General features: G+C 63.7%; 22 protein-coding genes. 14 read left to right on the top strand and 8 right to left on the bottom strand.

Translation table 11 applies throughout. The features are described 5' to 3' along the window. Positions 1-3 precede the first annotated feature (3 nt). Genes JQ573_RS32005 through JQ573_RS31975 form a run of 7 tightly spaced genes read left to right on the top strand, consistent with a single transcriptional unit; the run spans position 4 to position 4,751 of the window. A complete protein-coding gene (locus tag JQ573_RS32005) occupies positions 4-468 on the top strand; it encodes a type II secretion system protein (protein ID WP_092126604.1) in 465 nt (154 codons plus the stop codon). After that, positions 434-853, top strand: a complete 420-nt coding sequence (locus JQ573_RS32000; RefSeq protein ID WP_249132583.1) for a prepilin-type N-terminal cleavage/methylation domain-containing protein — start codon at positions 434-436, stop codon at positions 851-853. The genes JQ573_RS32005 and JQ573_RS32000 overlap by 35 nt, the downstream gene beginning before the upstream one ends. Next, positions 850-1,557, top strand: a complete 708-nt coding sequence (locus JQ573_RS31995) for a type II secretion system protein J (protein WP_212318318.1) — start codon at positions 850-852, stop codon at positions 1,555-1,557. The genes JQ573_RS32000 and JQ573_RS31995 overlap by 4 nt, the downstream gene beginning before the upstream one ends. Then, positions 1,557-2,474, top strand: a complete 918-nt coding sequence (locus JQ573_RS31990; protein WP_212318316.1) for a general secretion pathway protein GspK — start codon at positions 1,557-1,559, stop codon at positions 2,472-2,474. The genes JQ573_RS31995 and JQ573_RS31990 overlap by 1 nt, the downstream gene beginning before the upstream one ends. Beyond that, the gene (locus tag JQ573_RS31985) at positions 2,474-3,547 is read left to right on the top strand and encodes a PilN domain-containing protein (RefSeq protein WP_212318313.1); all 1,074 of its coding nucleotides are present in this window, start codon (positions 2,474-2,476) and stop codon (positions 3,545-3,547) included. Before JQ573_RS31990 ends, JQ573_RS31985 begins: the two co-directional genes overlap by 1 nt. Beyond that, positions 3,544-4,107 (top strand): type II secretion system protein GspM, encoded by a 564-nt coding sequence (gene gspM, locus JQ573_RS31980; RefSeq protein WP_224944000.1) that lies wholly within the window; start codon positions 3,544-3,546, stop codon positions 4,105-4,107. The genes JQ573_RS31985 and gspM overlap by 4 nt, the downstream gene beginning before the upstream one ends. Then, the gene (locus tag JQ573_RS31975) at positions 4,104-4,751 is read left to right on the top strand and encodes a hypothetical protein (RefSeq protein ID WP_212318310.1); all 648 of its coding nucleotides are present in this window, start codon (positions 4,104-4,106) and stop codon (positions 4,749-4,751) included. Before gspM ends, JQ573_RS31975 begins: the two co-directional genes overlap by 4 nt. Before the next feature lie 19 nt (positions 4,752-4,770). Here JQ573_RS31975 and JQ573_RS31970 read toward each other — a convergent pair whose 3' ends face one another. Continuing rightward, the gene (locus JQ573_RS31970; protein ID WP_312011693.1) at positions 4,771-5,418 is read right to left on the bottom strand and encodes an A24 family peptidase; all 648 of its coding nucleotides are present in this window, start codon (positions 5,416-5,418) and stop codon (positions 4,771-4,773) included. Positions 5,419-5,495: 77 nt separating this feature from the next. On the opposite strand from JQ573_RS31970, the gene JQ573_RS31965 reads away from it, so the two are divergent. From JQ573_RS31965 to JQ573_RS31950, 4 genes are all read left to right on the top strand, one after another. Next, positions 5,496-6,281, top strand: a complete 786-nt coding sequence (locus JQ573_RS31965; protein ID WP_212318308.1) for an EfeM/EfeO family lipoprotein — start codon at positions 5,496-5,498, stop codon at positions 6,279-6,281. Next, positions 6,278-7,654 (top strand): cytochrome c peroxidase, encoded by a 1,377-nt coding sequence (locus JQ573_RS31960; RefSeq protein ID WP_212318306.1) that lies wholly within the window; start codon positions 6,278-6,280, stop codon positions 7,652-7,654. Before JQ573_RS31965 ends, JQ573_RS31960 begins: the two co-directional genes overlap by 4 nt. A 238-nt stretch (positions 7,655-7,892) precedes the next feature. Beyond that, positions 7,893-9,950, top strand: a complete 2,058-nt coding sequence (locus JQ573_RS31955) for an alkaline phosphatase family protein (protein ID WP_249132582.1) — start codon at positions 7,893-7,895, stop codon at positions 9,948-9,950. 120 nt (positions 9,951-10,070) lie between these two features. Continuing rightward, a complete protein-coding gene (locus JQ573_RS31950) occupies positions 10,071-10,784 on the top strand; it encodes a hypothetical protein (protein ID WP_249132581.1) in 714 nt (237 codons plus the stop codon). Between the two features lie 9 nt (positions 10,785-10,793). Here the strand turns inward: JQ573_RS31950 and JQ573_RS31945 are convergent, their stop codons facing one another. After that, entirely contained in the window at positions 10,794-12,224 is a 1,431-nt protein-coding gene (locus JQ573_RS31945; RefSeq protein WP_212318304.1) for a cytochrome c peroxidase, read from the bottom strand. A 303-nt stretch (positions 12,225-12,527) separates the two neighbouring features. On the opposite strand from JQ573_RS31945, the gene JQ573_RS31940 reads away from it, so the two are divergent. Then, complete coding sequence (locus tag JQ573_RS31940) at positions 12,528-14,297, top strand: alkaline phosphatase family protein (RefSeq protein ID WP_212318302.1); 1,770 nt, start codon at positions 12,528-12,530, stop codon at positions 14,295-14,297. Between the two features lie 69 nt (positions 14,298-14,366). Here JQ573_RS31940 and JQ573_RS31935 read toward each other — a convergent pair whose 3' ends face one another. After that, a complete protein-coding gene (locus JQ573_RS31935) occupies positions 14,367-18,380 on the bottom strand; it encodes a DUF5801 repeats-in-toxin domain-containing protein (RefSeq protein WP_212318300.1) in 4,014 nt (1,337 codons plus the stop codon). A gap of 400 nt (positions 18,381-18,780) precedes the next feature. Between JQ573_RS31935 and JQ573_RS31930 the strand changes: the two genes are divergently transcribed. Both JQ573_RS31930 and JQ573_RS31925 read left to right on the top strand, forming a co-directional pair. Then, positions 18,781-19,434, top strand: a complete 654-nt coding sequence (locus tag JQ573_RS31930) for a FecR domain-containing protein (RefSeq protein WP_312011692.1) — start codon at positions 18,781-18,783, stop codon at positions 19,432-19,434. 37 nt (positions 19,435-19,471) lie between these two features. Continuing rightward, entirely contained in the window at positions 19,472-20,335 is an 864-nt protein-coding gene (locus JQ573_RS31925; protein WP_212318298.1) for a tetratricopeptide repeat protein, read from the top strand. Between the two features lie 102 nt (positions 20,336-20,437). Here JQ573_RS31925 and JQ573_RS31920 read toward each other — a convergent pair whose 3' ends face one another. From JQ573_RS31920 to JQ573_RS31900, 5 genes are all read right to left on the bottom strand, one after another. After that, positions 20,438-21,325 carry an HlyD family secretion protein gene (locus JQ573_RS31920; RefSeq protein WP_212318296.1) on the bottom strand — a complete coding sequence of 296 codons (888 nt, stop codon included), beginning with the start codon at positions 21,323-21,325 and terminating at the stop codon, positions 20,438-20,440. After that, positions 21,322-21,528, bottom strand: a complete 207-nt coding sequence (locus tag JQ573_RS31915) for a DUF1656 domain-containing protein (protein ID WP_173639069.1) — start codon at positions 21,526-21,528, stop codon at positions 21,322-21,324. The genes JQ573_RS31920 and JQ573_RS31915 overlap by 4 nt, the downstream gene beginning before the upstream one ends. Next, entirely contained in the window at positions 21,525-23,576 is a 2,052-nt protein-coding gene (locus JQ573_RS31910; protein ID WP_212318294.1) for an FUSC family protein, read from the bottom strand. The genes JQ573_RS31915 and JQ573_RS31910 overlap by 4 nt, the downstream gene beginning before the upstream one ends. 2 nt (positions 23,577-23,578) lie before the next feature. Next, complete coding sequence (locus JQ573_RS31905; RefSeq protein ID WP_212318292.1) at positions 23,579-24,082, bottom strand: MarR family winged helix-turn-helix transcriptional regulator; 504 nt, start codon at positions 24,080-24,082, stop codon at positions 23,579-23,581. A gap of 480 nt (positions 24,083-24,562) precedes the next feature. Then, complete coding sequence (locus tag JQ573_RS31900; protein ID WP_016845270.1) at positions 24,563-25,120, bottom strand: HNH endonuclease; 558 nt, start codon at positions 25,118-25,120, stop codon at positions 24,563-24,565. Positions 25,121-25,123: the final 3 nt, after the last annotated feature.

Here is a 25,123-nt window from a genome sequence, read left to right as displayed (position 1 = left end):
AGCATGAATGAGGCGTCGCAGCGCGGTTTCACCCTGCTCGAGATGGTGTGCGTGCTTGCCATCATCGCGCTGCTGGCGGCTGTGCTGCTCCCGTTCATTCCGCACCAGACCTCGCGATCGCGCTTGCAGGCCTATGCGTTGCAGACCGCAACATTGCTGAAGGCCGATCGCAATGCCGCCATCGAGCGCAGCACCAGCGTTGCGACGCTGGTCGATGCGGCGAGCCGGGTGATCCACTCCGGCGCGTCGCGCATGACGGTGCGAATCCCCGATGACGTACGGTTCGATGCGGTGCTGCCGCAGAGTTGTCAGCGCCGCGCCGCACTGTCGACCATCCGCTTCTTCGCCAATGGCGGTTCCTGCGGCGGCTCCATCGCGCTGACGCGGCTCGATGCGGGATATGAGGTCCGCGTCAACTGGCTCACCGGAAGGGTTGAAATCGTTGCTCGCGACGTCGCCGCCAACTAACCGCGCTGACGCGGGGTTCACCATCATCGAGGTGCTGGTGGCGCTGGCGCTGGTGGCTGTCTCGATCGTTGCGATCGGCGCGGTCATGGGCGTCAAGACGCGCGGCGTCCGGGCCATGGAGCAGCACGTCGCGCTGATGCAGGCGGTGCGCACATTGATGACGGTCGGCATTCCACCGCGCGCCGAACTGCAATCGGGGACGTCGACGGGGCAGGCGGAGGGCTACCGCTGGACCATCGAGGTCAGTCCGCTCGGTGGCGACTGGACGGTGCCCGAGGGCAACGTACCCTGGGCGCCGGAGCTGGTGCGCATTCGCGTCAAGTCTCCGGGCGGTGCGTTGTCCGACATTCGCACCGTGCGCCTGATGCCGAGGTCATCGCAATGACCCCGGCAGGCACAGCACAGCGAACGGGGGAGCGTGGCTTCACGCTGATCGAGACCATCGTCGCGCTGGCGCTGATGGGGCTGTTGCTGTCGGCGCTCGCCAGCATCACGGCGCAATGGCTGCCGAGCTGGAACCGGGGGCTCGACCGGATCCAGCGCAGCGAATTCATCGGAATCGCGCTGGAGCGGATCGGCGCCGATCTCGCCGCGGCGGAGTTCGTTGCCGCCAACCGCGATACCCACAAGGCGCTGTTCGACGGATCGGAATTGTCGGTCACTTTCGTGCGCACGTCGGTGGGGCCGAATGCGGGGCCGGGGCTCGACGTGGTGCACCTTGGTGAAACCCGGGATCGCAGCGAGTTCGTCACGGTTCGTTCGCAGGCGCGCTTCACGCCGCTTGCCGACGGGGTGTCGCTGTCGGAACAGGTGCATCTCGGCAGCCCGGTCGTGCTGCTGCGCGCACCCTATCGCCTGTCGTTCGCGTATGCCGGTGCCGACCGGGCCTGGAAGAGCGTGTGGAAGGATGCCAACAAGCTGCCGGCGATGATCCGGTTGACCGTGCGTGACGCGGCGAGCCAGCGCGTCCTGTCGGTTTCGACCATCGCGCCGGTCCATGTCCAGATTCCGAGCGACTGCACCAAGCCGGACGGCAATTGCGGCGACAAGCAAAGTTCCGACGGTGCCACCGATCAGGGGAAGACGTGATGGGTGCGTCCGGCAATATCGGCCGATCGCCGGCCAATCGCGGCTTCGTCATCGTTGCAGTGCTCTGGATCCTGCTCGCGCTGTCGTCGCTGGCGATCATCTTCTCGGCCTATCTTGCCGCCTCCGCGCGCGCGCTGGCGGCCAGTGACTTGTCGCTGCAGACCGAGGCGCTGGTGTCGGCCGGGCTCGAACTCACCACCTATCAGCTGACGCTGACGGATGAGAAGACGCGGCCGCAGTACGGGGCGTTTCATTTCGGGCTGGACGACGCCAGCGTCGGTGTCTCCTTCACGTCGGAGGCCGGCCGCGTTGACCTGAACTACGCGTCGAAGGAAATGCTGATCGGCCTCTTTGTCGTGCTCGGCGCCCGGAAGGACGCCGCCAGCGAATACGCCGACCGGATCGTCGGCTGGCGAACCCGGCCCTCGCCGGGCAGCGAGAATGTGGAGGCCGCGCGCTACAACGCGCTTGGCTATTCGCCGCGGCAGGGGCTGTTCACCCATGTCAACGAGCTGGCTTTGGTCGCCGGGATTCCCGAAGCCTTCGTCGATCGTGTGTTGCCTTTCGTGACGGTGTTCAACGGCAGTCCGGATGTTGATCCGGCGATCGCCGCGCCGGAAGTCGCTCTTGCCGTGGATAAGGCATCGGGGAAGCAGCAGGACAGCTTCGGCGCGCCTGCTCCCTCGCCGAACGGCGGCCCCATCGCCGGATCGCAGGCGCCGAACCCGCAAACTGCGGCATCGACCGCGCAGAGCCCATGCTACCGGATCGCAATCTCGATCCGGTTCCGCAACGGTCACCGCACCACGTCTGAAGCGGTGATTGCGCTCGGCGACAAGGTCGAGCCATATCGTGTGTTGTCCTGGCAGAACGATGTCGAGCCGCGAAGCACGGTTCTGCCGCGGAGGAGAGGTTGATGGCAATACTCGCCGAGGCACGGCAATGGTTCGAGCAATGGATCGGCGCGGTCGCGACCGCCGTCGACGGCGTCGCGGGCAGGTTCATGCGCCGGCGCAGCATTGAGCTCGACGAAAATGCCGACGGTACGTTCACAGCCAGCGCCACCGCATCGAGAGATGGCTCGCCGTCAGCTCCGGTTTCGTTCCGGCTCGATCACGATGCGCCGCAGCCTCCGCTGTCAACAGAGTGGAAGACCGCGTTCGACGGCAGCCGCATCGAGGTGCGATTGCGATCGGATCACGTCGTCAGCCGCGTGCTCGATTTCCCGAGCCAGGCGGGCGACTTCCTCGATGGCATGATCCGCGCGCAGGTCGACCGGCTGACGCCATGGACCGCGGCCGATGCGGCCTTTGGCTGGGGTTCGCCACAGCCGATCGCCAATGACCGTATCGAAGTCGCGTTCAGTGCGACCGCGGCGAGCAAGGTCGATCCGCTGATCCGGATGGCCAGGATGCTCGGCGCCGCCACCGTTGCGGTCTCAGCGCCGGCGGTTGGCGGCGATGGCGCCCCGCAGCAGGTGACGCTGCTCGACAAATCGTTGCGCGGCCTGGCCGGACCTGCGGTTCCGCGCCTGTTGCGCATCGGCCTGGTCGCGACGGCGGCTGCGGCCGCGGTCTCCCTGCTGCTCAACATCTATCTCGGCGGCTGGCTGCAATCCGAGCAGGAGGACCTGCAACACCGCATCTCGCAGCGCCGCGCCGCGCTGCGTCTCGATGCCAATGGCGACTCGTCCGGTCTCGGCCTGCTCGCCAAGCGCAAGCAGACGACGCCATCGAGCGTCATGGTTCTGGAAGCGATCTCGCGCGTCCTGCCCGACACGACCTATGTGACGGAGCTCCGCATCGAGGGCAACAAGGTGCAGGTGGTGGGATTGACCCAGGATGCGCCATCCCTGATCCGCCTGCTGGAACAGTCGCCGCAATTCACCCGCGCGACATTCTTCGCGCCGACGACCCGCGCCGCGAATGAATCGGCGGAGCGGTTCCACGTCGAGGCCAATATATCCGCTTCCTTTGGGTCCGGCTCATGAGCGCAGCATCCCGATCGCTGACGGCCGTCAGTACTTCGCCACTGGTCGCGACCGCGAGCTATCTCGGCCTCTTCGTGCTGCTGCTCTTCGTCGTCATCTCGTCGCTCTCGGACATCATCGGCCTGCGCAGCGATGTTGCGGCGTCGGCCGGAATGCTGGAGCAACTGGAGGGACGGTCCAAGGCGAATACCGCGCCCGGTCAGTCCCCGATGCCGACCGGTTCCGCCTATCTCGAGGGGGCGACCGTCACGGTTGCCGGCGCCACGCTGCTGCAGCGCGTGTCGGGCGCGGTGATCAAGGCCGGCGGCAATGTGCTGTCGACGCAGCTCGACGTTCCCAACGCGCCGGCCAAGGCCGGCTTCATCAGCATGGTCGCAAGCAGCGAGATCGAACAGGCGCAGTTGCAACAGGTGCTCTACGATCTCGAAGCCGGCATGCCGTTCCTGTTCATCGACCAATTGGTCGTGCAACCCGTCGCCGACGAGGCGGCGAAGGGCGCCGATCCCGGCAAGCTGCGCGTGCTGCTCGGCGTATCCGGACAATGGCGAGGGGCCAAATGATGCGACGCTTCGCTGCAACCATCGTGCTGTTGGCGGTGTCGGCCTATTCGGCGCCGGCTGCGGTGCCTGACCCATCCGGCGATGCGCTGGATGCCGGGATGCTCGATGATACCCGCTTGGGCGGACCGGTGCTGAGTTCACCGCCGCCGTCCGAACCGGTGACATCGGTCCGGGTGGCGCCTTCGCCGGCGCCGACGCCCCGGCCGCTCAGCGCAAATCCGCTGTGGGGCATTCCGCTCAAGACGTTGTCCAACACCCGCGACCGCCCGGTGTTCTCGCCGTCGCGGCGGCCGCCGCCGGCCGTCGTTGCAGAGCCGGAAGTCAGCAAGCCGTTGCCGCCGCCGCCACGCAAGGTTGCGCTCGAGCCGCCGCCGCTGTCGCTGGTCGGCACGATCGCGGGAGACGATGAAAGCTTCGGGATATTTCTCGACCAAGCGAACAAGACCGCATTGCGGCTGAAGCTCGGTGACGATTTCCAGGGATGGAAGCTGCGAGCCATCAGCGGACGCGAAGTCACGATGCAGAAAGACGAGCATGATGCCGTGCTCACATTGCCCCAGCCGGGCACCGAGGAGAGCGGCGATGTCCGCCTCGTTCCGGTCAGTACCGACCGGAGGCCGTTGGCTGCGCGGATCCAGCGGTGACTGCGATCTCGATCCCGCGCTAGTTCAATCCCAGCCAGCTCTGCAGGGCCGGCGTCAGGAGAAGTCCGAGCGCAAGAAAAGGACCGAACGGGATCGACGTCTGGCGTTTCATCTCGTGTCCTGCGAGTTGCAGGCTGCCGGCGACAGCAAGTGCTGCGAGCGCCGCGATCAGCAGCAAGGTCGGAATTCCCGCCGCGCCGACCCAGATCGTTGCGGCGGCAAGAAACTTGACGTCGCCCAGTCCCAAGCCGTCCACGTGCCGCAAGGCGAAGTAGAGGCGCTGCAACAGAAAGAACAGGGCGCCGACGAGAGCGGCGATCGCCATCGCACTGAGCGCGGCTGTCGTGCTTTCAGTGATGACGACATGTGCAAGACCGAGTGCCGCGATCGCAAGATTCAGCCAATCGGGAATGATGCCGTGGCGCAGATCGATCAGCGCGACGGTGCAGCACAGCACGCAAAGCGCGCCGTAAGATGCAATGAAATAAAGAGCTTCGCGATCGATTGGCATGGTGGCGGGACAAGTGTGACGCGTGAACACTCTGTGTTGCAACAACTCGCGCGCGTTGAACAGTGCATTTTCAATCGAGCAATGCGTTTGCGGGATTGTGATCGTCAACAACGATCGCGAAGCAGAAAAGATGCGACAAAAAGTCTGCGCTGTCACAAATCCGCATAGGATACCGACAATAGTTCGGCCGATTACGTGCCGCGAGCCCTTTGCGGCAGACGAGTGGGTTGGCTATGCACAAGATGCGAGTGGCGGCGTGCCTTGCTTTGCTGGCAGCGTCGGCAGGCGTGCGCACCGCGAATGCGGGCGCTCTCGAGGACGGCGCCGAGCGCTATCGGCCGTATCTGATCGAGGGCGTTGCCAGTGCGCTGGCGGGTGCACGTGCGTTGCGCGAGCGCGCCGCTGCGGCGGACTTGCCCGGTGCACGGAAGGCCTGGCTGTCGGCGCGCGCCGGCTGGGAGCGCTCGGAGGTGTTTACCGCAGGCTTCGTCCCAGAGCTCGATGCGCAGATCGACGCCTGGCCGAACGCGGACAGCGGGTTTCACGCCATCGAGGCGAAACTGTTTGGAGCGGGTAGTACCGACGTCGCTACCGATGCGACGGGCCTAGTCGAGCACCTGAACGATCTTCACGGCAAGCTCAAGGATATCAAGCTGACGCCGCAAGGTCTCCTGGATGGCACCGTGCGGCTTGCTTACGAAGTCGGCGAAAGCAAAGCCGATGGCGGCGAGTCGCGCATCAGCGGCACCTCGCTGGACGATATGCGCAACAACATCGCCGGCATCGACTTCGCCTATCACACGATTTTCTCCGCCGCGCTCAATACGGTCGACGGCAAGCTCGACGAGATGGTGACGAACCGGATCGAGCAGCTCGAGGCGATCGTCGCGACGCCCGACCTGCCGCATGTCAATATCGCCGATCTGCGCCAGACCAGCGAGGAACTGGTCGTCGCGTTGCAGAGCGCCTCGGCAAAGCTCGGGCTGCAGCGCCCGACCCTGGAGGCGCAGGCGCGATGAGATCGCTTCACCTGCGTCCGGCTGCGCTGCTTTCCGCGGTCATCGCCCTTGCGCTGCTCGGGCGCGCGGCGGCGTTTCCGGTCGATGGCGACAAGACCGTGCTGCCGGTTGCGACCGAGTTGAACGAGGATGCGCTCGACAAGCCGCGTGAGGTGTTCCAGTCCGAGCGCACCGGAGCCAAGTCGTATCTGGTGAATCTCGGCGATCTCGCCTTCAATTCGCCGGGGCTGCTCGGCGAGGTGGCGCGGCAGGCCGGTGTGAGCTGCGGCACCTGCCACGTCAATGGTGCGAACAACGCCAAATTCTTCATGCCGAAGATGTCGAGCCGGCCCGGCACGTTCGACACCACGGGGGCGTTGTTCAATCCGAAGGCCAACAACCTGTCGTTCGATCCGGTGCGGATTCCGAGCCTGCGCGGCGCCCGCTATCTTGCGCCCTACGGCGCCGATGGCCGGTTCGCTTCGCTGCGTGACTTCGTCCGCAACGTCATCACCAGCGAGTTCGCAGGTCCCGAGCCGTCGTCGGCCACGCTCGATGCGATCGTGGCCTATCTTCACGACATCGATTTCCTGCCCAATCCGAGCCTTGGTCCCGCCGGGCGGCTGGCCGGCAAGATCACCGACGCGGAGCGCCGCGGCGAAGCGCTGTTCGCGAAGCCGTTCCCGCACGATCCCGCGCTGAGCTGCGCGGGGTGCCACGTGCCATCGTCCGGCTTTGTCGATCACCAGCAGCATGACGTCGGCTCGGGCGGTCTGTTCAAGACGCCGACCCTGCGCAACGCCGACTTCAATGCGCCGTATTTCCACGATGGCCGCTTCGACAATTTCAACCAGGTCGTCGATTATTTCGACCGGACCTTTCAGCTCGACCTCTCGGCGCAGGAAAAGGGCGACCTCGTCGCCTATCTCACGGCCGTCGGCGACGGCGTGCAGCCCTATGAACGCGACGGTGCCGGTGCGACGCTGAAGGAGATCAACGATTTCTCGACGGTGCTCGCGACCGCGATTCCGGCCGGCGACAAGGACATCGTCGCGCTTGCAGTCGATACGATCGGCCGCGAGCTGCGCGAGTTGACCGAGCAATATCCCGATCGCAAGAACACCAGCGTGTCCGGCGGCGAGCAGCAGCGCGTGCTTGCGCGCAGCGGGCTGAAGGAGCTCGTGCTCACGTTGCGGCGCATCGAGATGGCCGTTGCCGCGGGTCGCAACGCGGATGCTGCAGCCGAGTTCAGGAATTATCGCAATCTGATGGCTGCAGCGGTGCCTGCGTTACTGGCGAGCGCCGAGCCATGGTCGTTGTTCAATCAAGATGTGCATGATCAGCATTACGCCGCGCTTCGCGAGGTGATGCGCTCCAGGCACATCTCGCATTGATTGAGCTGAATTGTAGGGCATTTGCGATCCGCGTCGCTGCGTGGCGCGCTCCGTCTGCTTTCGATCTTCAGTTGAAGAGTCGAATCGTGGAGATGCGGCGTGCAGCAGCAGATGTCTCCACAGAAAATATTTGAACGTTTCGAAATTTCTCGCGCGCTTTCACGCAAGCGAAAACCATGCGTCATACTGTCGCACTAAGCAGTGTGTGTTGCTAACCGCAAACACCCTGAGGTCGACAATGAGTTTGAACTACAAAAAGTACTGGCGAACCAGCACCGCGCTCTGCATCGCGTCAACGGTGCTCGTCGCAACAGCCGCATATGCCGCTCACTATCCGGGCGGACACAGTGATTGGGACAAGCGTCCGCATCACAATCACCAGGCGCATCAGGAAGCTGATCGCGTCAAGCATGACCACGATCATGACGACAAGGATCACGGCGGCAAGGGCAAGACCGCTTCGCCGATCAAGCACGTCATCATCCTGATCGGTGAGAACCGCGGCCTTGATCACACCTTCGGTATCTACAAGCCGAAGGGCAAGGGGCAGACCATCTCCAACCTGTTGTCGAAGGGCATCGTCAACGAGGATGGAACGCCGGGACCGAACTTCGCGCAGGCGCAGCAGTACTCGGTCGCGGGCCAGCCGTCCTTCTACATCGGCGCGCCGGCGATCGCGAAGTCGCCCTACAACGCGACCAATTTGATGCCGCAGCCGAACACCAATGGCACGCCGACCGCGCAGGGCGACACGTCGCCCCCGTTCAAGACGATTGCCGAAGCCAGCGTCGAAAAGGACATGGACCCGGCCGATCTCGACATCCTGACCACCGGCTTCAGCGGCCTGCCCACCGGTGTGCTTGATACCCGCGTTCCCGGCGCCGGCGGACTGAACGGACCGTTCCCGCTGCAGGGCGAGCAGATCAGCGACGACGACTACACCGGCGACTCGACCCATCGCTTCTATCAGGACTGGCAGCAGGAAGATTGCAGCGCCGCCAGCGCCACCAAGAAGAACAATTCGGGCTGCCTGAACGACCTGTTCCCGTTCGTGATGGCGACCTATTCGGCGTCGAACAAGAGCATGGCCAACTCGATGGGCTTCTACAATGCCCAGCAGGGTCAGGCCCCGATCCTGAAGATGCTCGCCGACCGCTTCACGCTGAGCGACAACTTCCACCAGTCGTTCCATGGCGGCACCGGTGCGAACCACTTCATGCTCGGCACCGGCGATGCGGCCTTCTGGAGCGATGGCAAGGGCAATCCGGTGACGCCGCCGGCGAACCTGATCGCCAACCCGAACCCGGTCGCGGGCTCGGTCAACCGCTACACCGTCGACGGCAATTGGAGCAACTGCTCGGACGTGTTCCAACCCGGCGTGAAGCCGATCGTCACCTACCTCAACAATCTGCCGTACGCGGCGGAGCCGAACTGCAAACCGAACCACTACTACATGCTCAACAACGTCAATCCGGGCTATCTGCCGAACGGCGCGCTGGCGGGCGGCAACAACGTCCCGCCGTCGTCGGTTCGTACGATCGGTGACGCTCTGATCGAGAAGAACATCACCTGGGCGTTCTATGGTGGTGCGTTCAACGACGCCGTGGCGCTTTCCAACGCCGCGGTTGCCGCCAACCCCTCGAACCCCAACCTCGGCGCCGCCGCGGTCGCCGATCCGGCGCACGCGCTCGGTGTTGCCTACTGCCAGATCTGCAACCCGTTCCAGTATGCGACCTCGATCATGGCCAACCCGGCCGTGCGTCAGGCTCACATGAAGGACACGGCGGATCTGATCACGGCGATCCAGCACAACACGCTACCCGCGGTATCGTTCGGCAAGCCGGACGGTCTGCTCGACGGTCATCCGCAGAGCTCGAAGGTTGATCTGTTCGAGGCCTATGTCCTGAACGTGCTCAACGCGCTGGACAACAATCCGGAGCTGAAGGCCGACACCGCGGTCTTCATCACCTGGGACGAAGCCGGCGGCTACTGGGACTCCGGCTACACGCAGTCGATCGACTTCTTCGGCGACGGACCGCGTATTCCGACCCTGATCCTCTCGCCCTATTCGACGGGCGGCAAGGTCAACCACAACTATGCCGACCACGTTTCGCTGCTGAAGTTCATTGAGCGCAACTGGGCTCTCGAGCCGCTCACGCACCGCAGCCGCGATAACCTGCCGAACCCGACCTACTCGAAGAACAACGAGTACGTCCCGACCAACAGCCCGGCGCTGTCTGACCTGTTCGACGCGTTCGACTTCAGCAAGCCGGTCACGTTGTCCTACACCGAGTGATCGAGCTCTCGTCCAGGACGAGGTCTTGAGTCCATCCGAGGCCGGCGCCGATCGAACCATTGGTTCGGTCGGCGCTGTCATGTTCTGCCGGCCCGCCAGCCGATCGACCGGGGATACGCGATGAAGCGCGACGAGACGACGTGCAGGAAGATGTGGAAGAAGATGTGGAAGGGCAGCAGGAATGCCATGGCCTGCCTGTTCGTCGCGATGGCCATCCTGGCCAACGTGCCGACGCCGGCCGCGGCGCAGCAGTTTTCCGCCGACCTCCTCGCGCGGAAGGACGATACGGCAACCGCCATGGGAACGCTGCGGGTCTCGGGCGGAAAAGCGCGGATCGATTCGACCGCGCTGCCCGACGGCTTCTTTCTGCTCGATACGGCTAAGCCCGCCGCCTATTTCGTCCGCCCGGCCGCACACGTCTATATGAAGGCGATGCAATCGAGCCCGCTCACCCAGCTGTTCGTCCCGGTCGATCCGGACGATCCCTGCCGGCAATGGCTGGCGATGGCGCAGCTGTCCGCGCCGGTCGATCTCGCGACATGGCACTGCCAGCGCGATGGAGAGGAAGCGATCGCGGGGCGCAACACCGACGTCTATCGAATCGCGGCGCCGTCCGGCTTGAGCTTTACCGGCTGGGTCGACCGCGCGCGCGGGTTTCCGGTGCAGATCAAGACCGCGGATGGGACGGTGATCGTCGCCGATCACATCCGCGACGAGCCGCAGCCGGCGCAAACCTTCGAAATTCCCGCAGGTCTGCGCAAGTTCGACCCGGTGGCGCTGATCCGCCGGATCCAGCAGAGCGACGTATGGGTCGCGCCGCCGGCCTCGCAGTGAGTGCGTGCGCTACTGCGGCTGCTGGCTTGTCACCGGCAATATCCGGCCGAGCGCCGTGTAGTGCGACTGATGCACGTTGCTGTTGAAGAGGGACCAGGGCTCGGCCTTCTTCAGGGCGACCGGAACGTCGAAATTCACCAACTGGGCAAATTTGCGGAATTCCGCCATCGCTTCGTCGATCCGGCCGGCGCCGACCTCGAGGTCGATACGGCGCAAGGTCAGAACGAGATCCTTCAGGATTGCGCGCGCAGCGAGCCGCTCGGCCTTGCCGCCGACCGAGGTGTTCCTGATGTCGGGGATGTGCTCGGTCAATTCGCGCAGTTCGGCGCCGACCCCGGTCACGGCCAGTGACACCACTGCGGTATCGGCGGCCGGGATCGCGACCTCGAGCACGCTCGAGAGCTCCAGCACTTCCTTCATCCGGAGCACGACGCCGTCCTTGTCGAACGGGCGTTCGCCGTCGCCGACCGCATTCAGATAGGCTACGAGGTCCTGCGTGTCCTGGGTCGACAATTCGAGGTCGAACACGCGATCGAAATGATCGACGACCTGTTCGTAGCTGTCATAGCGGCCGTCGTGGAAGTAGGGCGCATTGAAATTGGCGTTGAGCAGAGTGGGGGTCTTGACCAGCCCGCCGGACCCGACGTCGTGACGCAGCTGGTCGTTGAAGGTTCCGGCCGGAATATGACAGCCGGCGCAGCTCAGCTCGGCCTGCTTGGGGAACGGTTTGAAGAACAGCGCCTCGCCGCGGCGCTCGGGCAAGCTTGCCTGCGCGGCAAGCCTGCCGCCGGGCGCCATCTTCGGATTGGGGAGGAAATCGATATCGTTGATATAGGCGACGAGGCCGTCGAGAATCTCGTCGCGCGGCCGCGGTCCGGAAAACTCATTGACGATGACATTATATACGAAGTCGCGCAGCGAGGTGATGCGCCCGTCATGTCCGTAGGGGGCGAGGAAGCGGGCGCCCCGCAGGCTCGGGATCCTGACCGGATCGAGGATGCTGTTGAACGTCTTCGCGTTGAACACAAGGCTGGTCGTGTCGAAGGTGCCGGGGCGGGAGGATGCGCCCGGAACGAACAATTTCGGGTTCGATGCGCCGTTGACGTGACAGGTGCCGCAGCTCATCTCGGCCTGGCGGGCCTTGCCGCCCAGGATGGAAGGCGAATTGAACGCGAGATCGCCGAGATTGACCAGATAGGACTTTCGCCCGCCCATCGCTTCGGAATGAAAGATTTCGCGCGGCCGTGCCAGCGCTTCCTCTGAAAACTCGGTGCCGGCCGGCAGCACGGTCTGGTCGCCCCCGAGCGGGAATGCCATCGCGCGCGACGGGAGAAGCGCAACGACGACTGCCAGCAACGCGACCCGTGCGGTTCGAACGCCATGGTCGGCCGATGCCGCACGACATTTTCCGGAACCGGACGCCAGAATATCCCAAACCATTGCGAGAAAACGCCCCTGTCACAACGCATTTGCGCTGCCGTACGTTGGAAGATGTCACGGAGATGACAGTTTCCTGTCGGCAGGATCAATGACCATCTGTTTGGATAGACGACTGTTGATTGCGGTTTGATGACGATCGATCAACGAGACGCAGGCCGATCTCGATTTGATAGAACGAAGATTTATCGGCGCGTGCATCTTTTCACGCGTTTGTGCGCGCGTCGAAAAACGGTCATCCCGGCGAAATGTGTTTTGCATAGCGTGTAACTCCATTTCTATTTCTTTCTGAATCAGGAGAGCACTATGCGGCTTTGGGGAGCCATTCCGGCGCTCGCAGTTGTTGCTGGCGCCGTTGCCATCTCACCGGTGGCAAACGCCGAGAATTTGGTCGAAAAGATCATTGATGAGTTCAAGCACGAGGTCAGGGACGAGCTGCGTGACCTGCGCGACCGCGGTCATGAAGGTGTGCATCAATACAAGCACATCGTCGTCATCTACCAGGAGAACCACAGCTTCGATAACCTCTATGGACACTGGGGCGATGTCGGCCGTGACCGGATCAATGGTACCTCCGACGCCGATCAAGCCCATACGCTGCAGGTCCGGCAGGACAACCAGACCGTCTATGCCTGTCTGTTGCAGACTGACGTCAACCTGACTTCACCGTCGCCGCAGCCGACGACCTGCACCGACAATACGGGCTCGGTCGCGATCCTCAGCGCCTTCAAGAACAAGCCGTTCGAGATCAACGACTTCATCCCGACCTCGGCGACCACCTGTCCGAAGCCGCTCGGGTCTTTCGCGGCGCACGGATTCCTCAACGGCACCGGCGCGCCCGGCGGCTGCACCGAGGACATTGTGCATCGCTTCTACAGCGAGCAGTACCAGCTCAACGATGGCCGGCAGAACCGCTACATGACCGGCAGCGATGCTGCGGGTCTTGTCATGGGCTACTACGACACCAAGAAGCTGCCCATCTACACCTATCTCCACGGCCACGGCGCGCCGAACTACGTCATCGCCGACAGCTTCTTCCAGGGCGCCTTCGGCGGTTCGTTCCTCAACCACCAGTTCCTGGTCGCGGCCGCGGCGCCGCAATTCGTCGGCGCCTTGAACGACGGCAGCGCCAACGACTTCCACTCCATCGTCGACGCCAACGGCATGCCGACCAGCACGCCGCTCTACACGCCGGTCTCGACCGTGAAGGATGCGCAGCTGACGGCGAAATGCAACCAGGCCGGCCTGCCGGCTGGCCTCGCCTGCGGCGACTACGCGGTCAACACCACGCAGCCGACCTATCAGCCCTATTCGCCGGGCACTCCGGACATCAAGCGCCTGCCGCCGCTGCACACGCCGAACATCGGCGATCGGCTGTCGGCCAAGCATGTTGACTGGGCCTGGTATTCGGGCGGCTGGTCGAACGCCAATGGCGATGTCGGCGCGTCCGGCTGGACCAACGGCAACGGCACCACCTGCACCGATCCGAACCATCTCTCCACGGCGGTGTTCCCGAACTGCCCCGATGTGGACTTCCAGTTCCACCATCAGGCGCTCAACTACTTCGCCAGTTACGCGCCGGGAACACAGGCCCGCAGGGATCACCTGAAGGACGAGGCGGAGTTCATCCAGGCGGCCAAGAACGGCCGGCTGAAGCAGGTCAGCTTCATCAAGCCGATCGGCGAGGAGAACGAGCATCCGGGCTACACCAGTGAATCCGAAGGCAGCCAGCATCTCGTCGATCTCGTCAAGGCGATCGTCGAAGGGCCGGATGGCAGGGACACGCTGATCGTCATCACCTATGACGAGTTCGGTGGACAGTGGGACCACGTTCCGCCCCCGCCGCACAACCGCCGTGGTGCCGAGGCCCGTGCTGCGGACCAGTGGGGTCCGGGCACCCGCATTCCGGCACTGCTGATCGCCAAGCGCTTCAACAAGTCGGGCGTCGCGCATGAGGACTTCGACACCACGTCGATCCTCCGGCTGCTCGAGAAGCGCTTCGATCTCGATCCGCTGGTGACGCGCCCGGTGCGCAGCCTCTCGGCGGCGCTGAAGGCCGGCGAAGGCTGGCACTGACCCGAGAAACGATCCTGGCCCGCGCCGACATCCGACGCGGGCCAGGACCTTCACCAGGCTTCAGGGCCCTTACATGATCAGATCGTGAGGCGCATGGGTCACGACGGCGTCCATGTTGATCGAGGAATATTCTGGCTGGTGCTCCGGGATCGCCGTCCCAGTTGCTGGCGCTCCATCTGCAGCCCCTTGTGCCAGGCGAAAGCCGGAGAAATCCTGGTGGTGACCGAACCACGCCGCGGCTTGATCGAATTGTGCAGGGGACGAAGCTCCCTGCTGTTCATGGCTCGGAAGTTGCTCCGCGAAATGAAAGGACTGCTCGGTTCCGGACGTTCCGCTCCCTACGAAGGGCACCATGGCCTGTGACGATGCTGCGTCTTCGTGGCCGCTGGTTGACGTAGCGCTGACGACGGAGGCTGGAGCGTTGGTGCTGCCGCCGACCGGTGGTGCAGCAGCACTGTCCGGGCTGGGCGCGAATGTGAAGGCGTCCATCCCCGCCGTGTGGCACTGAATATCGACCTGAAGATTGGTTGTAGCCGAGTCGCCATCTCCGTCGACCGCAGTTACATCGAACAGGAGATCCGTATTGATACTCGTCTTCTCGGTATAGTTGATGTTGTTGACTGCGAAGGTGGGGTGCCCGGCCTCCGGCCGATCGTAGTCGACCTGGACTTGATTGAAAGCCTTGTCAACGTACAGCGTGTACGTCGTCGTCGTGGCATCAAAAGCATAGGTGTCGATCAACGAAGCATCCGATGTCTCCTGGACCACGAAGCTGGCACTGCCGCACAGCGGTTTGGGAACATCGATGCAGAAGTCGTGAACGTCGGCGCCGCCGTCAAGAACCTTGAGGATCACGCCGGCGGTGCCATAACCCTGCCATTGCGTGAGATCGAAACTGACCTGCGACTGCTTCCCGGAGAACGCGAGATTCAACTGCTCAGTGGGGTCCATTTGCAGTCCGCTGTCGCCGACCGCGATACCGCACTCCGACGCTTTGACGTCGAGCGGATGGCCGGCGCAGTCGGACCCGGTAATCACCAGTTGTCCGTCCGGAGCGGTTAATGACGGCGTGCCGCAGGCCGGGGCGTCGAAATCGGAGCCGCTAACGGTGACGTTCTTCGACAGCCCGGCGTGCTCTAGATCAAAGCAATAGGTTCCATCCGGATCGATCAGCAACTTGAAGTACGGATCGGCCAGCGTGCCATCGCAATCCCTGAAGTACGCGTCGAGTTCGACACCGCCGCCCACCTCATGGGTCGTATAGTAGAAGCTGTAGTCATCGCCATGTCCGGTGACGTGCACCGAGGTGATGCCGTCACCCAGGGATGACGTGGCCAGATCGTATCCCGTGCAGCCGACTGCACCATTGTAGACAGCAACGCGCATCGCGGCGTCGCCATCCGCGCCGAAATCGACATGGTAAGTGCCGGTTGCAGTCTGATTGTCCTGAGCGGCGATGAAGGTCTCCGGGAAGCCGCAAATGGTCGGGTGATCGTCCGTGATCGTCAACTGCTTGCCGAGGTCGATGTACGCGCTCTGGGTGTCACCATCCTTGTCCGTGATGGTGGCAACCAGGTTCACGATGCCGGCGGTCAGCGACGCGGCTTCGTCAGCGCTGGTGCAGGACGGATGCGTCACCGCGCGATATTCGGTGAAAGTGACGCTTCCGGTGGCCGAATCAAGCGCGATGGTGAATGCCAGCTCCCCGCTTGCCGTGCCGACGTGGCCTTCGATTGTGTCGCCGTGCAGAACCAGCACGTCGGCGAGGCCGGTATGTGAGTCGGTCAGACCGGACGGAGTGCTGTTACCTCCGTTGATCATCAGGGCATAGTGGGTCGTCGCGCCATCGGCGCCTTGTACCGAAGTGAATGCCGTCGAGAAATCAGCCGAAATCGTCGTCAGTGCCGCGCACGGTGCCGAGCCCGCGATGTGGTCGTCCAGCGCCGTTGCCGTCAGATGCGTCTCGCTCAGCGTCAGCGATGGGGCTGTGCCCGTCGCCGCAATGTGCGGGCCATCGTCCGTGATTGTCAGCTGCTTGCCGAGATCGATGCTTATATCCTGGTACAGGCCATCGCTGCTCGTCACCGTCGCGATCAGATTTACAATGCCCGTCCCTAGCGCGATCGCTTCGCCGCTGTCCGGGCTGGTGCCGGACGATTGTTCCACCGCGCGGTGCTCGACGAAGGTCACGCGGCCCGTGGCCGGATCGACCGTGATGGTAAATGCGAGCGTGCCGCTTGCTGTGCCGACATGGCCTTCGATGGTGTTACCGTTCAGAACCAGCACGTCGGAGAGGCCGGTGTGCGAGTCGATCAGCCCCGACGCTGCACCGTTGCCGCCGGTGATCGTCAGCGCGTAGCTGACCGCCAGACCCGCTTCGGTAACGAATGCCGCCGAGAACTCGCCTGAGGTCGTCGTCAACGCGGCGTCCGGCGCCGAGCCGGCGATGTTGTCGTCCAGCGCCGTCGCTGTCAGGTGCGTCTCGCTCAGCGTCAGCGACGGCGCCGTTCTGGCCTCGATCAGCGGGCCGTGGATGGTGATTGTCACCACCTGCGGGGTTCCGCCAATCGTGGTCACCGTGAAGCTGTCGGTCAGCGTGTCGCCGACATGGAGGGCTTGCACGGAGCTGTCGGCGTTGTTGAGCGTATAGGTCCACACGCCGGCCGTCGTTAGTGTGAATGTGCCATGGCCGCCCGCGCTTGTCGTGGGCACGTTCACCGCGGTGAAGGTGTTGGCGGGGTCGTCGACATCGGTGTCGGTGAGCGTGCCGGTCGCGATGAGCAGACCGGGCGAGGCTCCGCTGACGCCGACTGCCCCCACAACCGCGCCAGCCTTGGCGCCGGAGATGATGGAGGCGTCGTCGACACCAACAATGGTGATGTTGAAGCTCTCACTCGTCGAGAGCGTGCCGTCCGATACGGTGATAACGAAACTTTGGCTCGAGTTGACCTTCAGCGCGTTGATCGCGGCATTGTTCGGAACGAATGTGTAGTTTCCCGTCGCGCTGTTGAGGTAGAGCGTGCCAAACTGTCCAGTGCTCGACACGTCGTAGGTCAGCTGGCCCAGCACCACGTTGCCGGCAGTTCCGCCGCCGATACCGAATGTCACTGCACCGTTCTTGCTGCTCGCGGAAAAGGTCCCGCTCGCCGCACTGAAGTCGTCAAATTTCGCCGTGTCGATTTCTGCCAGTCCTGCTCCGAGGTTCAGGCTCGGCGGCACCGGCGGCGGCTTGAAGGTCTCAATGGTGGCGAAGATAACCACCGGCACGGGCGCGAGCGGATCTTGCGTCAGCGGCGGGGCGCCAGGCTGAAAATTGATCGGTTGCAGCAACGGCGACCCATCGAGAGCGGGCATGCCGGACCCTTTTGATCCTGCTCCCTTCTCGAAATTGGCAAGCGCCTCCTGTTGGGCCTCCCGCAACTCCTCCATGTGCGCAGCAGAATTCGTGACATGGCTTACGCCGAAAGAAGACCCTTTTCTGCTCAGAATGATCGTCTCGCCGGGATCCTCGACGATGATGTGCCGGGGGATCGCCTCCTTGGTCACGAGCTCAAACACGCCGTGGTGGAGGTCCTTGTAGCTGATGCTGTCGTCGTCCAGGAACGTGACGTTCGGCTCCGCAGCCCGGGCCTCGTTCAGGAGCGAGAAGGTCAGCGCGGTGAGCGAAAGCGTGCCGAAGCCGCCCGCTCGAATGTCGCCCACCGACGGGGCCGCTGTCGGGGGGCCCGACCTCGCCAGCCAACTGCCAATGGAACGGAAGATGCCCCTGGTCTTCGCGAGCAGGCCCGGTCGCGCGATGTCGCTGGGGTCCTGCGCGCATGCATCTAGCTTGAGGCAGGTGCCGCCTGGCAGGTCGAGCACCCTGCCATCGATCAAGCGTATCTCGATCCGCCCGCCGGCTGCGACCTCGATGACGTCACCCTCGCGAACGGGGTCGCCAATCGCGCCTCGAACCGCGATGCCGCTCGCACGCTTGATAGTGCCGCAGCCGATCGCCGTCTGAATGTTGCCGATCAATCGGGGCGGCCGGCCCAAAGCGGCCACGCACACGCCCCCGAACTCGACGCCGGACGCAACTGACATTGGCTTTTCGCCTGCTGAGCAATTCAGACGGAACGTGGTTGCCGAGTTTTTTGGTTTGGCTCGCCGCGAGGTAAAAAACCCTCGCGTCAGCAGCCATAGGCTTGCCCGCCGAAACGTCCTGATTGAAACTAAATTCGGTAGTGAAAATCGAATTCCAGTACTGCGCGGAGCGTTTACGAAAATGGCAGAACAGCTGTCCTTTATCGCGCGTGCAGCCCCACAAGATTAATAGTATAGTTACCAAGCAAATTGTCCACTTATTAATTTTTAGTCGAACTGCGTCAGGTACTTAGGCCTGTCTGCGGCAACTCTTTTGGCACTCAAGGTCCTGCGGTCTCGGCCCGACGGTCCGGTTACCATCGCGCTGCGACACGACGAAATCTTCTCAAAGGAGGGGATCGTGCGCATCCATTTGCTTGTTCAATTGCTTGCAGGCTTCGTCCTGGCGCTCGCAACTCTCGCGCCCGGCGAGGTGCAGGCGCAAACCGAGCCGGCGCAGCCCGCAGTCCAGAATTCTCCATTGAAATTCATCGGGAGAGTAGTGGCGGCCACCGGTTCGGTCACGATCGAGCATGCGGGTGCTGTCGTCGTTCAAGCAGGGTTGCCCGACAAACCGCCTCAAACGCAGGTTGGCGACCCCGTCTATTTGGGCGATGTGGTGCAGACCGGGGCCGACGGACGGGTGGGGATCAACTTCACCGATGGCACCTCGTTCAATCTGTCGAGCAACGCCAAGATGGCGATGACCGAATTTGTATACGACCCGAACGGCAAGTCGAACTCGACCTTGTTCAAGCTGGCCAATGGAACGTTCACCTTCGTTGCCGGCAATATCGCGAAGACCGGTGACATGAAGATCGACACGCCTGCCGCAACGATGGGAATTCGAGGCACCACGCCGCGCATCGAAATATCTGAGGATGGAACGGTGAGGTTCGCTACGCTCGTCGAGGAGGGCAAGAGCAAGGTCAGAAAGACCGGGACGCGAACGACGCCGCAACCTGAGCAAAACATCCTCCACAAGTTCAATCCGAACATCTGCCGAGGATGCTAGGCCAAGCGTGGGCCTTTTCGAGCAAGCAAGGGCCGACATGAAATCTCGTGCAAGCGCCGGCGCAATTGTCAACCTGATATCGCTTCTCGTTGCGCTCTTTGCATTACCGGCGGTCGCGCAGAAGACGAAGCCGAAGGACAGCTATCTGCGGAACGTCGAACTGTGCAGCGGGCGAGAGCATGCGCCCCTCGACGCGCGCATTGAAGGATGCACGGCGCTGATCGACGCGGGTCAGGACATGACGCCGGCCGGCCTTGCGATCGCCTATAACAACCGCGGCAACGCCTACGCCGCCAAGGGAGACTATGACCGTGCCATCCCGGATTTTGATCGATCCATCGAGCTCAATCCAACCTACGCCAAGCCGTTCAACAACCGTGGCGTGGCTTACTTCAGAAAGCGCGAATACGATCGCGCGACCGACGCGTTCGATCAGGCCATCAGGCTCAACCCGAATTACGGCGAAGCCTTTGCCAACCGAGCCGGTGCCTACCTGAAGAAAAATGAATATGCCCGCGCAGGGCAGGACTACGATCAGGCCATTCGCCTCGAGCCGAACCTCGACGGCGTGTGGAACGGACGCTGCTGGAGCCGGGCTATCCTTGGTTCGTTGCAGGAGGCGCTGGAAGATTGCAACAAGGCGCTGCAATCGGGATCCGCCAACGCCGCGACCTACGACTCGCGCGGCCTGATCCATCTGAAGACCGGCGAGCTCCGCGCGGCAATCGACGACTATAGCTCCGCGCTACGCACCGATCCGAAGCTGGCAAGCGCACTCTATGGACGCGGGCTGGCGAAGCTGAAGCAGGGCGACAAGGCCGGCGGCAATGCCGACATCTCGGCGGCCAAGGCGATCCAGGGCAGCATCGGAGACGACTTCACCCGCTACGGCGTGCAATAGCGCGCATGGCCAGCTAGAGCGTTTTCGAGCGAAGTGGACGCCGGTTCGCGTGAAGAAAACGCGTCAAAACAAGAGTCTAGAGTCTAGAGTTTCGGTTCTGATTCAATCAGAACCGAAATTGCTCTGGTCCATGATCTCGACCGTGGCCGAACGCCCGGCGACCAGTGCGATGCGATCCGGCAGGTGATCGAGCGCGATGCGCACCGGAACGCGTTGGGCGAGCCGGACCCAGCTGAACGTCGGATTGACGTTTGCGAGCAGGTTCGCGCCGTCCGTTCGGTCGCGGTCCGCGATGCCGGCCGCAATGCTCTCGACATGTCCGGTGAGCCGGACCGGCTCACCCATCAGCCGGACCTGCGCCTTGTCGCCGACGCGAATGCGCGCGAGCTTGGTCTCCTCGAAATAGCCCTCGACATGCAGCGTATCGGTGTCGACCAGCGCCATCACGCCCTTGCCCGCGGTGACGTAGGCGCCGGGCCGCAGGTCCATATTGGTGATGGTGCCGTTCACCGACGCGTGGACTTCGCTGCGATCGAGGTTGAGCTGCGCCACCGCGCGATCGGCGACCGACTGGTCATAGGCGGCCTTGGCCTGAAGCTGGGTGGCCAGTACCTGCTCCTGCTTCTGCTGCGACACCGCATCGGTGGTCAGCGCGCTGTAGCGTTTGAGGTCGGCGTCGGCTTGATCCAGTGTCGCGCGATGGCCGGCGACCGCAGCGTCGGCCTGCTGCAATGCCAGGGCAAAGCGGGCGCGATCGATCCGGAACAGGATATCGCCGCGATGCACTTGCTGATTGTCCTTGACCAGCACGTCGGTGACGAAGCCGGAGACGTCAGGAGCTACCTGAACCACGTCGGCGCGGACCCTGCCGTCGCGAGTCCACGGCGACTCCATGTAGTAGATCCAGAGCGCGCGGCCGACGGCGAGCGCGGCGACGAGCGCGATCGCGGTCAGCGCAACCCGGCCGAGCCAGGCGAAATTCCCTTTCATGGCAGAAACTCCGAAAGATAGACGACGACGCCGAGCAGGCATACGTACAGGGCGAAATTGAACAGCGCGCGATGCCAGACCAGCCGGTAGAGCCCGAAGCGCTGCATGATCCGGCTGATTCCCGCGCTCAGCGCATAGGCAACGATCAGCCACAGCAGCAGCGCCGGGACCAGGACACCGTAGATGTCGAGCTCATATCTCATGCGGCAAAGCTCTCCTCGGGCTGCGATCGATACGCAGGTGCATCCGGAAACAGGCCGCGGCGGATGCCGACGAGGCCGAGCAATGCATCGTCCCGCGCGCGTTCATTGGGATCCTTGACGACCGCGGTCACGGCCGCATCGACGCGCGACAGCAATTCGGCCGGCAACGCCTCGTCCGCATGGGCACGAAACGCCGCCGCGAGGTCGTCCAGCATGTCGTCGATGGTGCGCACGGTCGATGCGGCGAGGCCGTAACGGGCTCGCCTGAGGTCGATGATGTTGAGCCCGATGCGCAGCTGGACCAGGCTGTCGGCATCGCGGCGGTCGCTCTCGGAGATGAAGGCGATGCGCTGGACCAGGAGGCCGAGCCGATGCAGCATCAGACCGGCGAACTGCGCGCGATCGCCGTGGCCGCGCCGCTCGGCCGCGACCGCAAGCGTCTGCCAGCCCGACGTCATCAGCCGCTTGGCGATCCATTCGGCGCCGACGCCGCGCGCGACCCGCGTCACGATCTCGGCGATGACGACACCGAGGAAGAAGGCGACCGACGTGTTGGCAAAACCGGCAAAATCGGCGCTGTAGGTCGATTGCAGCGCCAGCAGCGTCGCGGTGTTGGCGGCGAGCGCCATGCCGATCGGCGCGGTTTTGGGCCGCGCGATCAGGAAGCCGTACAGCAGGAAGGTCGGCGCCAGCGCGGCGATCAGAACCTCGACATGGGAGATGCCCGGCACCAGTGCGAATTGATAGATCGCGACGACGACGATCGCGACCAGCGAGAACAGGCCGAAGGCCCGGATGCTGCGCGCCGGCTCGTCCTGCGCGGCGAAGAAGGAGCAGGCGACCGCGGCCATCATCGGCGCCGAGGCGCCATCGGCCCAGCCGGTCGCAATCCACAGGCCGCAGCAGATCAGGATGGCGACCGCCGCCCCCGCGGCAGACCACAGCGCCATGCCGTGGTCGCGATGACGGACCGGCGCGGCGCCCGATTCCGGGTGGAACGCCAGCGGGACGGTTGAGATATCCTGGCCCGCGGCAATCGCATCGCCGATTGCGCGGCAGTCGGCCGAGATGTCGACGAGCTCGCGGAGCCGGAGCAGCAGGCTGATCGTGATGATGCGCTCGCGCGGCGCGAGGCCGTCGAGGGCAGATTGCCGCTCGGCGATCGCAGCGCGGATCTCGTTGCCGGATTGCCGCTGGCGATCGTCGTCCACGATCCATGCGGCGAGATCGCCGATCAGGCGCCGCAGCTCCGGCTGCCTTGGCAGCGCCGCTTCGCCGAGTGCGGCGAGCCGGTCTTCGATCGACGTGATGATCGGCAGCAGCATCAGCATGCGCAGCCGGACCTCGCCGAGGCCACGCGCGGTGCCGGCATCGGCCAGCCGGTCATAGGCGACATGGGTTGCCAGCGTATCGATCTCGACGATGTCGGTCGCAAGGCGAAGGCGTTGGGCCCGGCGCGTCTCGCTGGTCCCGCGATCAAGCAGTACGTCGCGGGACAGGCGGCGCGCATCCGACAGCCAGCTCCTGACGCGGCCGCCGACCGCCGGCGCGACGCTGCGCGGGAACACCACGGTCGACACCAGGCTCGCACAGATGATGCCGAGCGAGATCTCCTCGACCCGCGCCAGCGCAACATCGAAGATGCTGCCCGGGTCGGCGACCGACGGAAAGCCGATCAGTGCGACGGTATATCCGCCCAGCATGAAGACATAGCTGCGCGGCGTGCCGTCGAGCAACGACAGATAAAGGCACAGTCCGACCCAGAGCGCGATCGCGAGGCACAGCAGCTCCGGCGCATTGATCAGGTTCGGCACCAGGGCGACCGTCATGCTCGCGCCGACGAGGGTACCAATCACGCGGAAGAACGCCTTCGAGCTGGTCGCGCCGGCCAACGGCTGCGACGTGATATAGACCGTCGCCATCGCCCAATAGGGCCGCGGCAGATCGATCGCCAATGCGATTACAAGCGCCAGCATCGACGCGGCGAACGTCTTCAACGCGAAGATGAGGTCCGCGTGGCGGACCAGGAACGGCTCTTCCGCGCGCATGACTATTTCGCCTCTGCAGCGGTCTTGGCTAGAGCGGTCTTGGCTGCAGCGCTCTTGGCGTCTTGCAGGCGGCTCGCCCGCGCCTCGATGCGCTGCAGCGTCTCGAAGGTTATCGCAAGTTCCTCGCTGCCGATATCCTTCAGCACGCTGGCCCGCACGCGCCGCAGCACCCGGTTGGTTTCCTCGACCTTGGCTTCGCCGGCCGCGGTGAGATGCAGTGTCTTGGCGCGCCGATCGGTTGGGTCCTCGCGACGCTCGACCAGGCCTTCGGACTGCAGCAGATCGATCAGCCGCACCAGTGAAGGCCCTTCGATCCCCAGTTCGTCGGCGAGCACGCCCTGGCGGACGTTCTCGCCCTGCCGCGACAGCACCAGCAGCGGTATAGCCGTCGCGTAGGACAGGCCGTGATCGGACAGCGCCTGATCCGACTCGCGCCGCCAGATCCGCGCGAGCCTGGTGATCAGGCGGCCGATCTCGGCGTGGATATGGGATTGCGAAGGAGGCATGCAAATTAGATAGGATACGAACTATTAGGATGCAATAATATTGCTTCGAGCGTTGCCGATGATCACGCAAATGCGATCACGCGGCAGGGGCGTCGACGTGGCCGGTGCTATCGAGGTAGCGGAACATCCCACCCCAGCACGCCGACTTCCTGGCCGGGAAGCGACAGGAGGTTGAGAACATGCGCAGTCGCCCCCGCAGATGCATAATAGACAAAGCAGCCAATCATCGCGCCAGAACCGTCTTCGATCGCGCGGATCGTGAGCGCGCCGAGTCTGGTGTTCTGCGCCGCTAGGCCGACCAGCCAACCGAGCTATTCGTACGACAAGCTCTCGGATCGATCGGTCGACAGACCGGCGAGCAACATTGCCTGTCCTTGAGCTCGGTATGCCGCGCGGCAGCGAGCAGAATCCGGAGGACGTGATCGTCCTCCGGGCGAAGCTTCACAACGCGCGAATAATATTAGACGACACCGCCGCGTCTTACGGATCGAGCTCAGTATCCCAGTAGAGATAATCGAGCCAGCTCTCGTGCAGATAGTTCGGCGGGAACAGCCGGCCGTTGCGGTGCAGCTGATGCACGGTCGGTGCATAGGGCGTCTGCTTCGGGAACATCTTGGCCTGTTGCGGCGTCAGATTGCCCTTGCGCAGATTGCACGGCGAGCAGGCGGCGACGACGTTCTCCCAGGTGGTCTGGCCACCCTTGCTGCGCGGAATGATGTGATCGAAGGTGAGGTCGTCGCCCGACAGGCAATATTGGCAGCTGAATCGGTCGCGAAGGAAAACGTTGAACCGGGTGAAGGCGGGGTGGGTGGTCGGCTTGACGAAGGATTTGAGGGAGACGACGCTCGGCAGCTGGATTTCGAAGGAAGGACTTCGTACCGCTCGGTCGTAATATTCGACGATGTTGACACGATCGAGGAACACCGCCTTGATCGCGTCCTGCCAGGACCAGAGCGACAGCGGGTAATAACTCAGCGGCCGGAAGTCCGCATTCAAGACCAGCACCGGCCAACCGCCTTGCGAGACATGTGCGTTCAAATA

Origin of the sequence: Bradyrhizobium sp. AUGA SZCCT0105 (genome assembly GCF_018129565.1) — a bacterium.
Taxonomy (GTDB): Bacteria; Pseudomonadota; Alphaproteobacteria; order Rhizobiales; family Xanthobacteraceae; genus Bradyrhizobium.
This window is presented reverse-complemented; position numbering and strand designations above follow the sequence as displayed.

Coding starts and splice junctions, on each gene's coding strand:
- JQ573_RS32005 (WP_092126604.1), top strand. CDS start 4: ATGAATGAGGCGTCGCAGCGCGGTTTCACCCTGCTCGAGATGGTGTGC.
- JQ573_RS31995 (WP_212318318.1), top strand. CDS start 850: ATGACCCCGGCAGGCACAGCACAGCGAACGGGGGAGCGTGGCTTCACG.
- JQ573_RS31990 (WP_212318316.1), top strand. CDS start 1,557: ATGGGTGCGTCCGGCAATATCGGCCGATCGCCGGCCAATCGCGGCTTC.
- JQ573_RS31985 (WP_212318313.1), top strand. CDS start 2,474: ATGGCAATACTCGCCGAGGCACGGCAATGGTTCGAGCAATGGATCGGC.
- gspM (WP_224944000.1), top strand. CDS start 3,544: ATGAGCGCAGCATCCCGATCGCTGACGGCCGTCAGTACTTCGCCACTG.
- JQ573_RS31975 (WP_212318310.1), top strand. CDS start 4,104: ATGATGCGACGCTTCGCTGCAACCATCGTGCTGTTGGCGGTGTCGGCC.
- JQ573_RS31965 (WP_212318308.1), top strand. CDS start 5,496: ATGCACAAGATGCGAGTGGCGGCGTGCCTTGCTTTGCTGGCAGCGTCG.
- JQ573_RS31960 (WP_212318306.1), top strand. CDS start 6,278: ATGAGATCGCTTCACCTGCGTCCGGCTGCGCTGCTTTCCGCGGTCATC.
- JQ573_RS31955 (WP_249132582.1), top strand. CDS start 7,893: ATGAGTTTGAACTACAAAAAGTACTGGCGAACCAGCACCGCGCTCTGC.
- JQ573_RS31950 (WP_249132581.1), top strand. CDS start 10,071: ATGAAGCGCGACGAGACGACGTGCAGGAAGATGTGGAAGAAGATGTGG.
- JQ573_RS31945 (WP_212318304.1), bottom strand. CDS start 12,224: ATGGTTTGGGATATTCTGGCGTCCGGTTCCGGAAAATGTCGTGCGGCA.
- JQ573_RS31940 (WP_212318302.1), top strand. CDS start 12,528: ATGCGGCTTTGGGGAGCCATTCCGGCGCTCGCAGTTGTTGCTGGCGCC.
- JQ573_RS31935 (WP_212318300.1), bottom strand. CDS start 18,380: ATGTCAGTTGCGTCCGGCGTCGAGTTCGGGGGCGTGTGCGTGGCCGCT.
- JQ573_RS31925 (WP_212318298.1), top strand. CDS start 19,472: ATGAAATCTCGTGCAAGCGCCGGCGCAATTGTCAACCTGATATCGCTT.
- JQ573_RS31920 (WP_212318296.1), bottom strand. CDS start 21,325: ATGAAAGGGAATTTCGCCTGGCTCGGCCGGGTTGCGCTGACCGCGATC.
- JQ573_RS31915 (WP_173639069.1), bottom strand. CDS start 21,528: ATGAGATATGAGCTCGACATCTACGGTGTCCTGGTCCCGGCGCTGCTG.
- JQ573_RS31910 (WP_212318294.1), bottom strand. CDS start 23,576: ATGCGCGCGGAAGAGCCGTTCCTGGTCCGCCACGCGGACCTCATCTTC.
- JQ573_RS31905 (WP_212318292.1), bottom strand. CDS start 24,082: ATGCCTCCTTCGCAATCCCATATCCACGCCGAGATCGGCCGCCTGATC.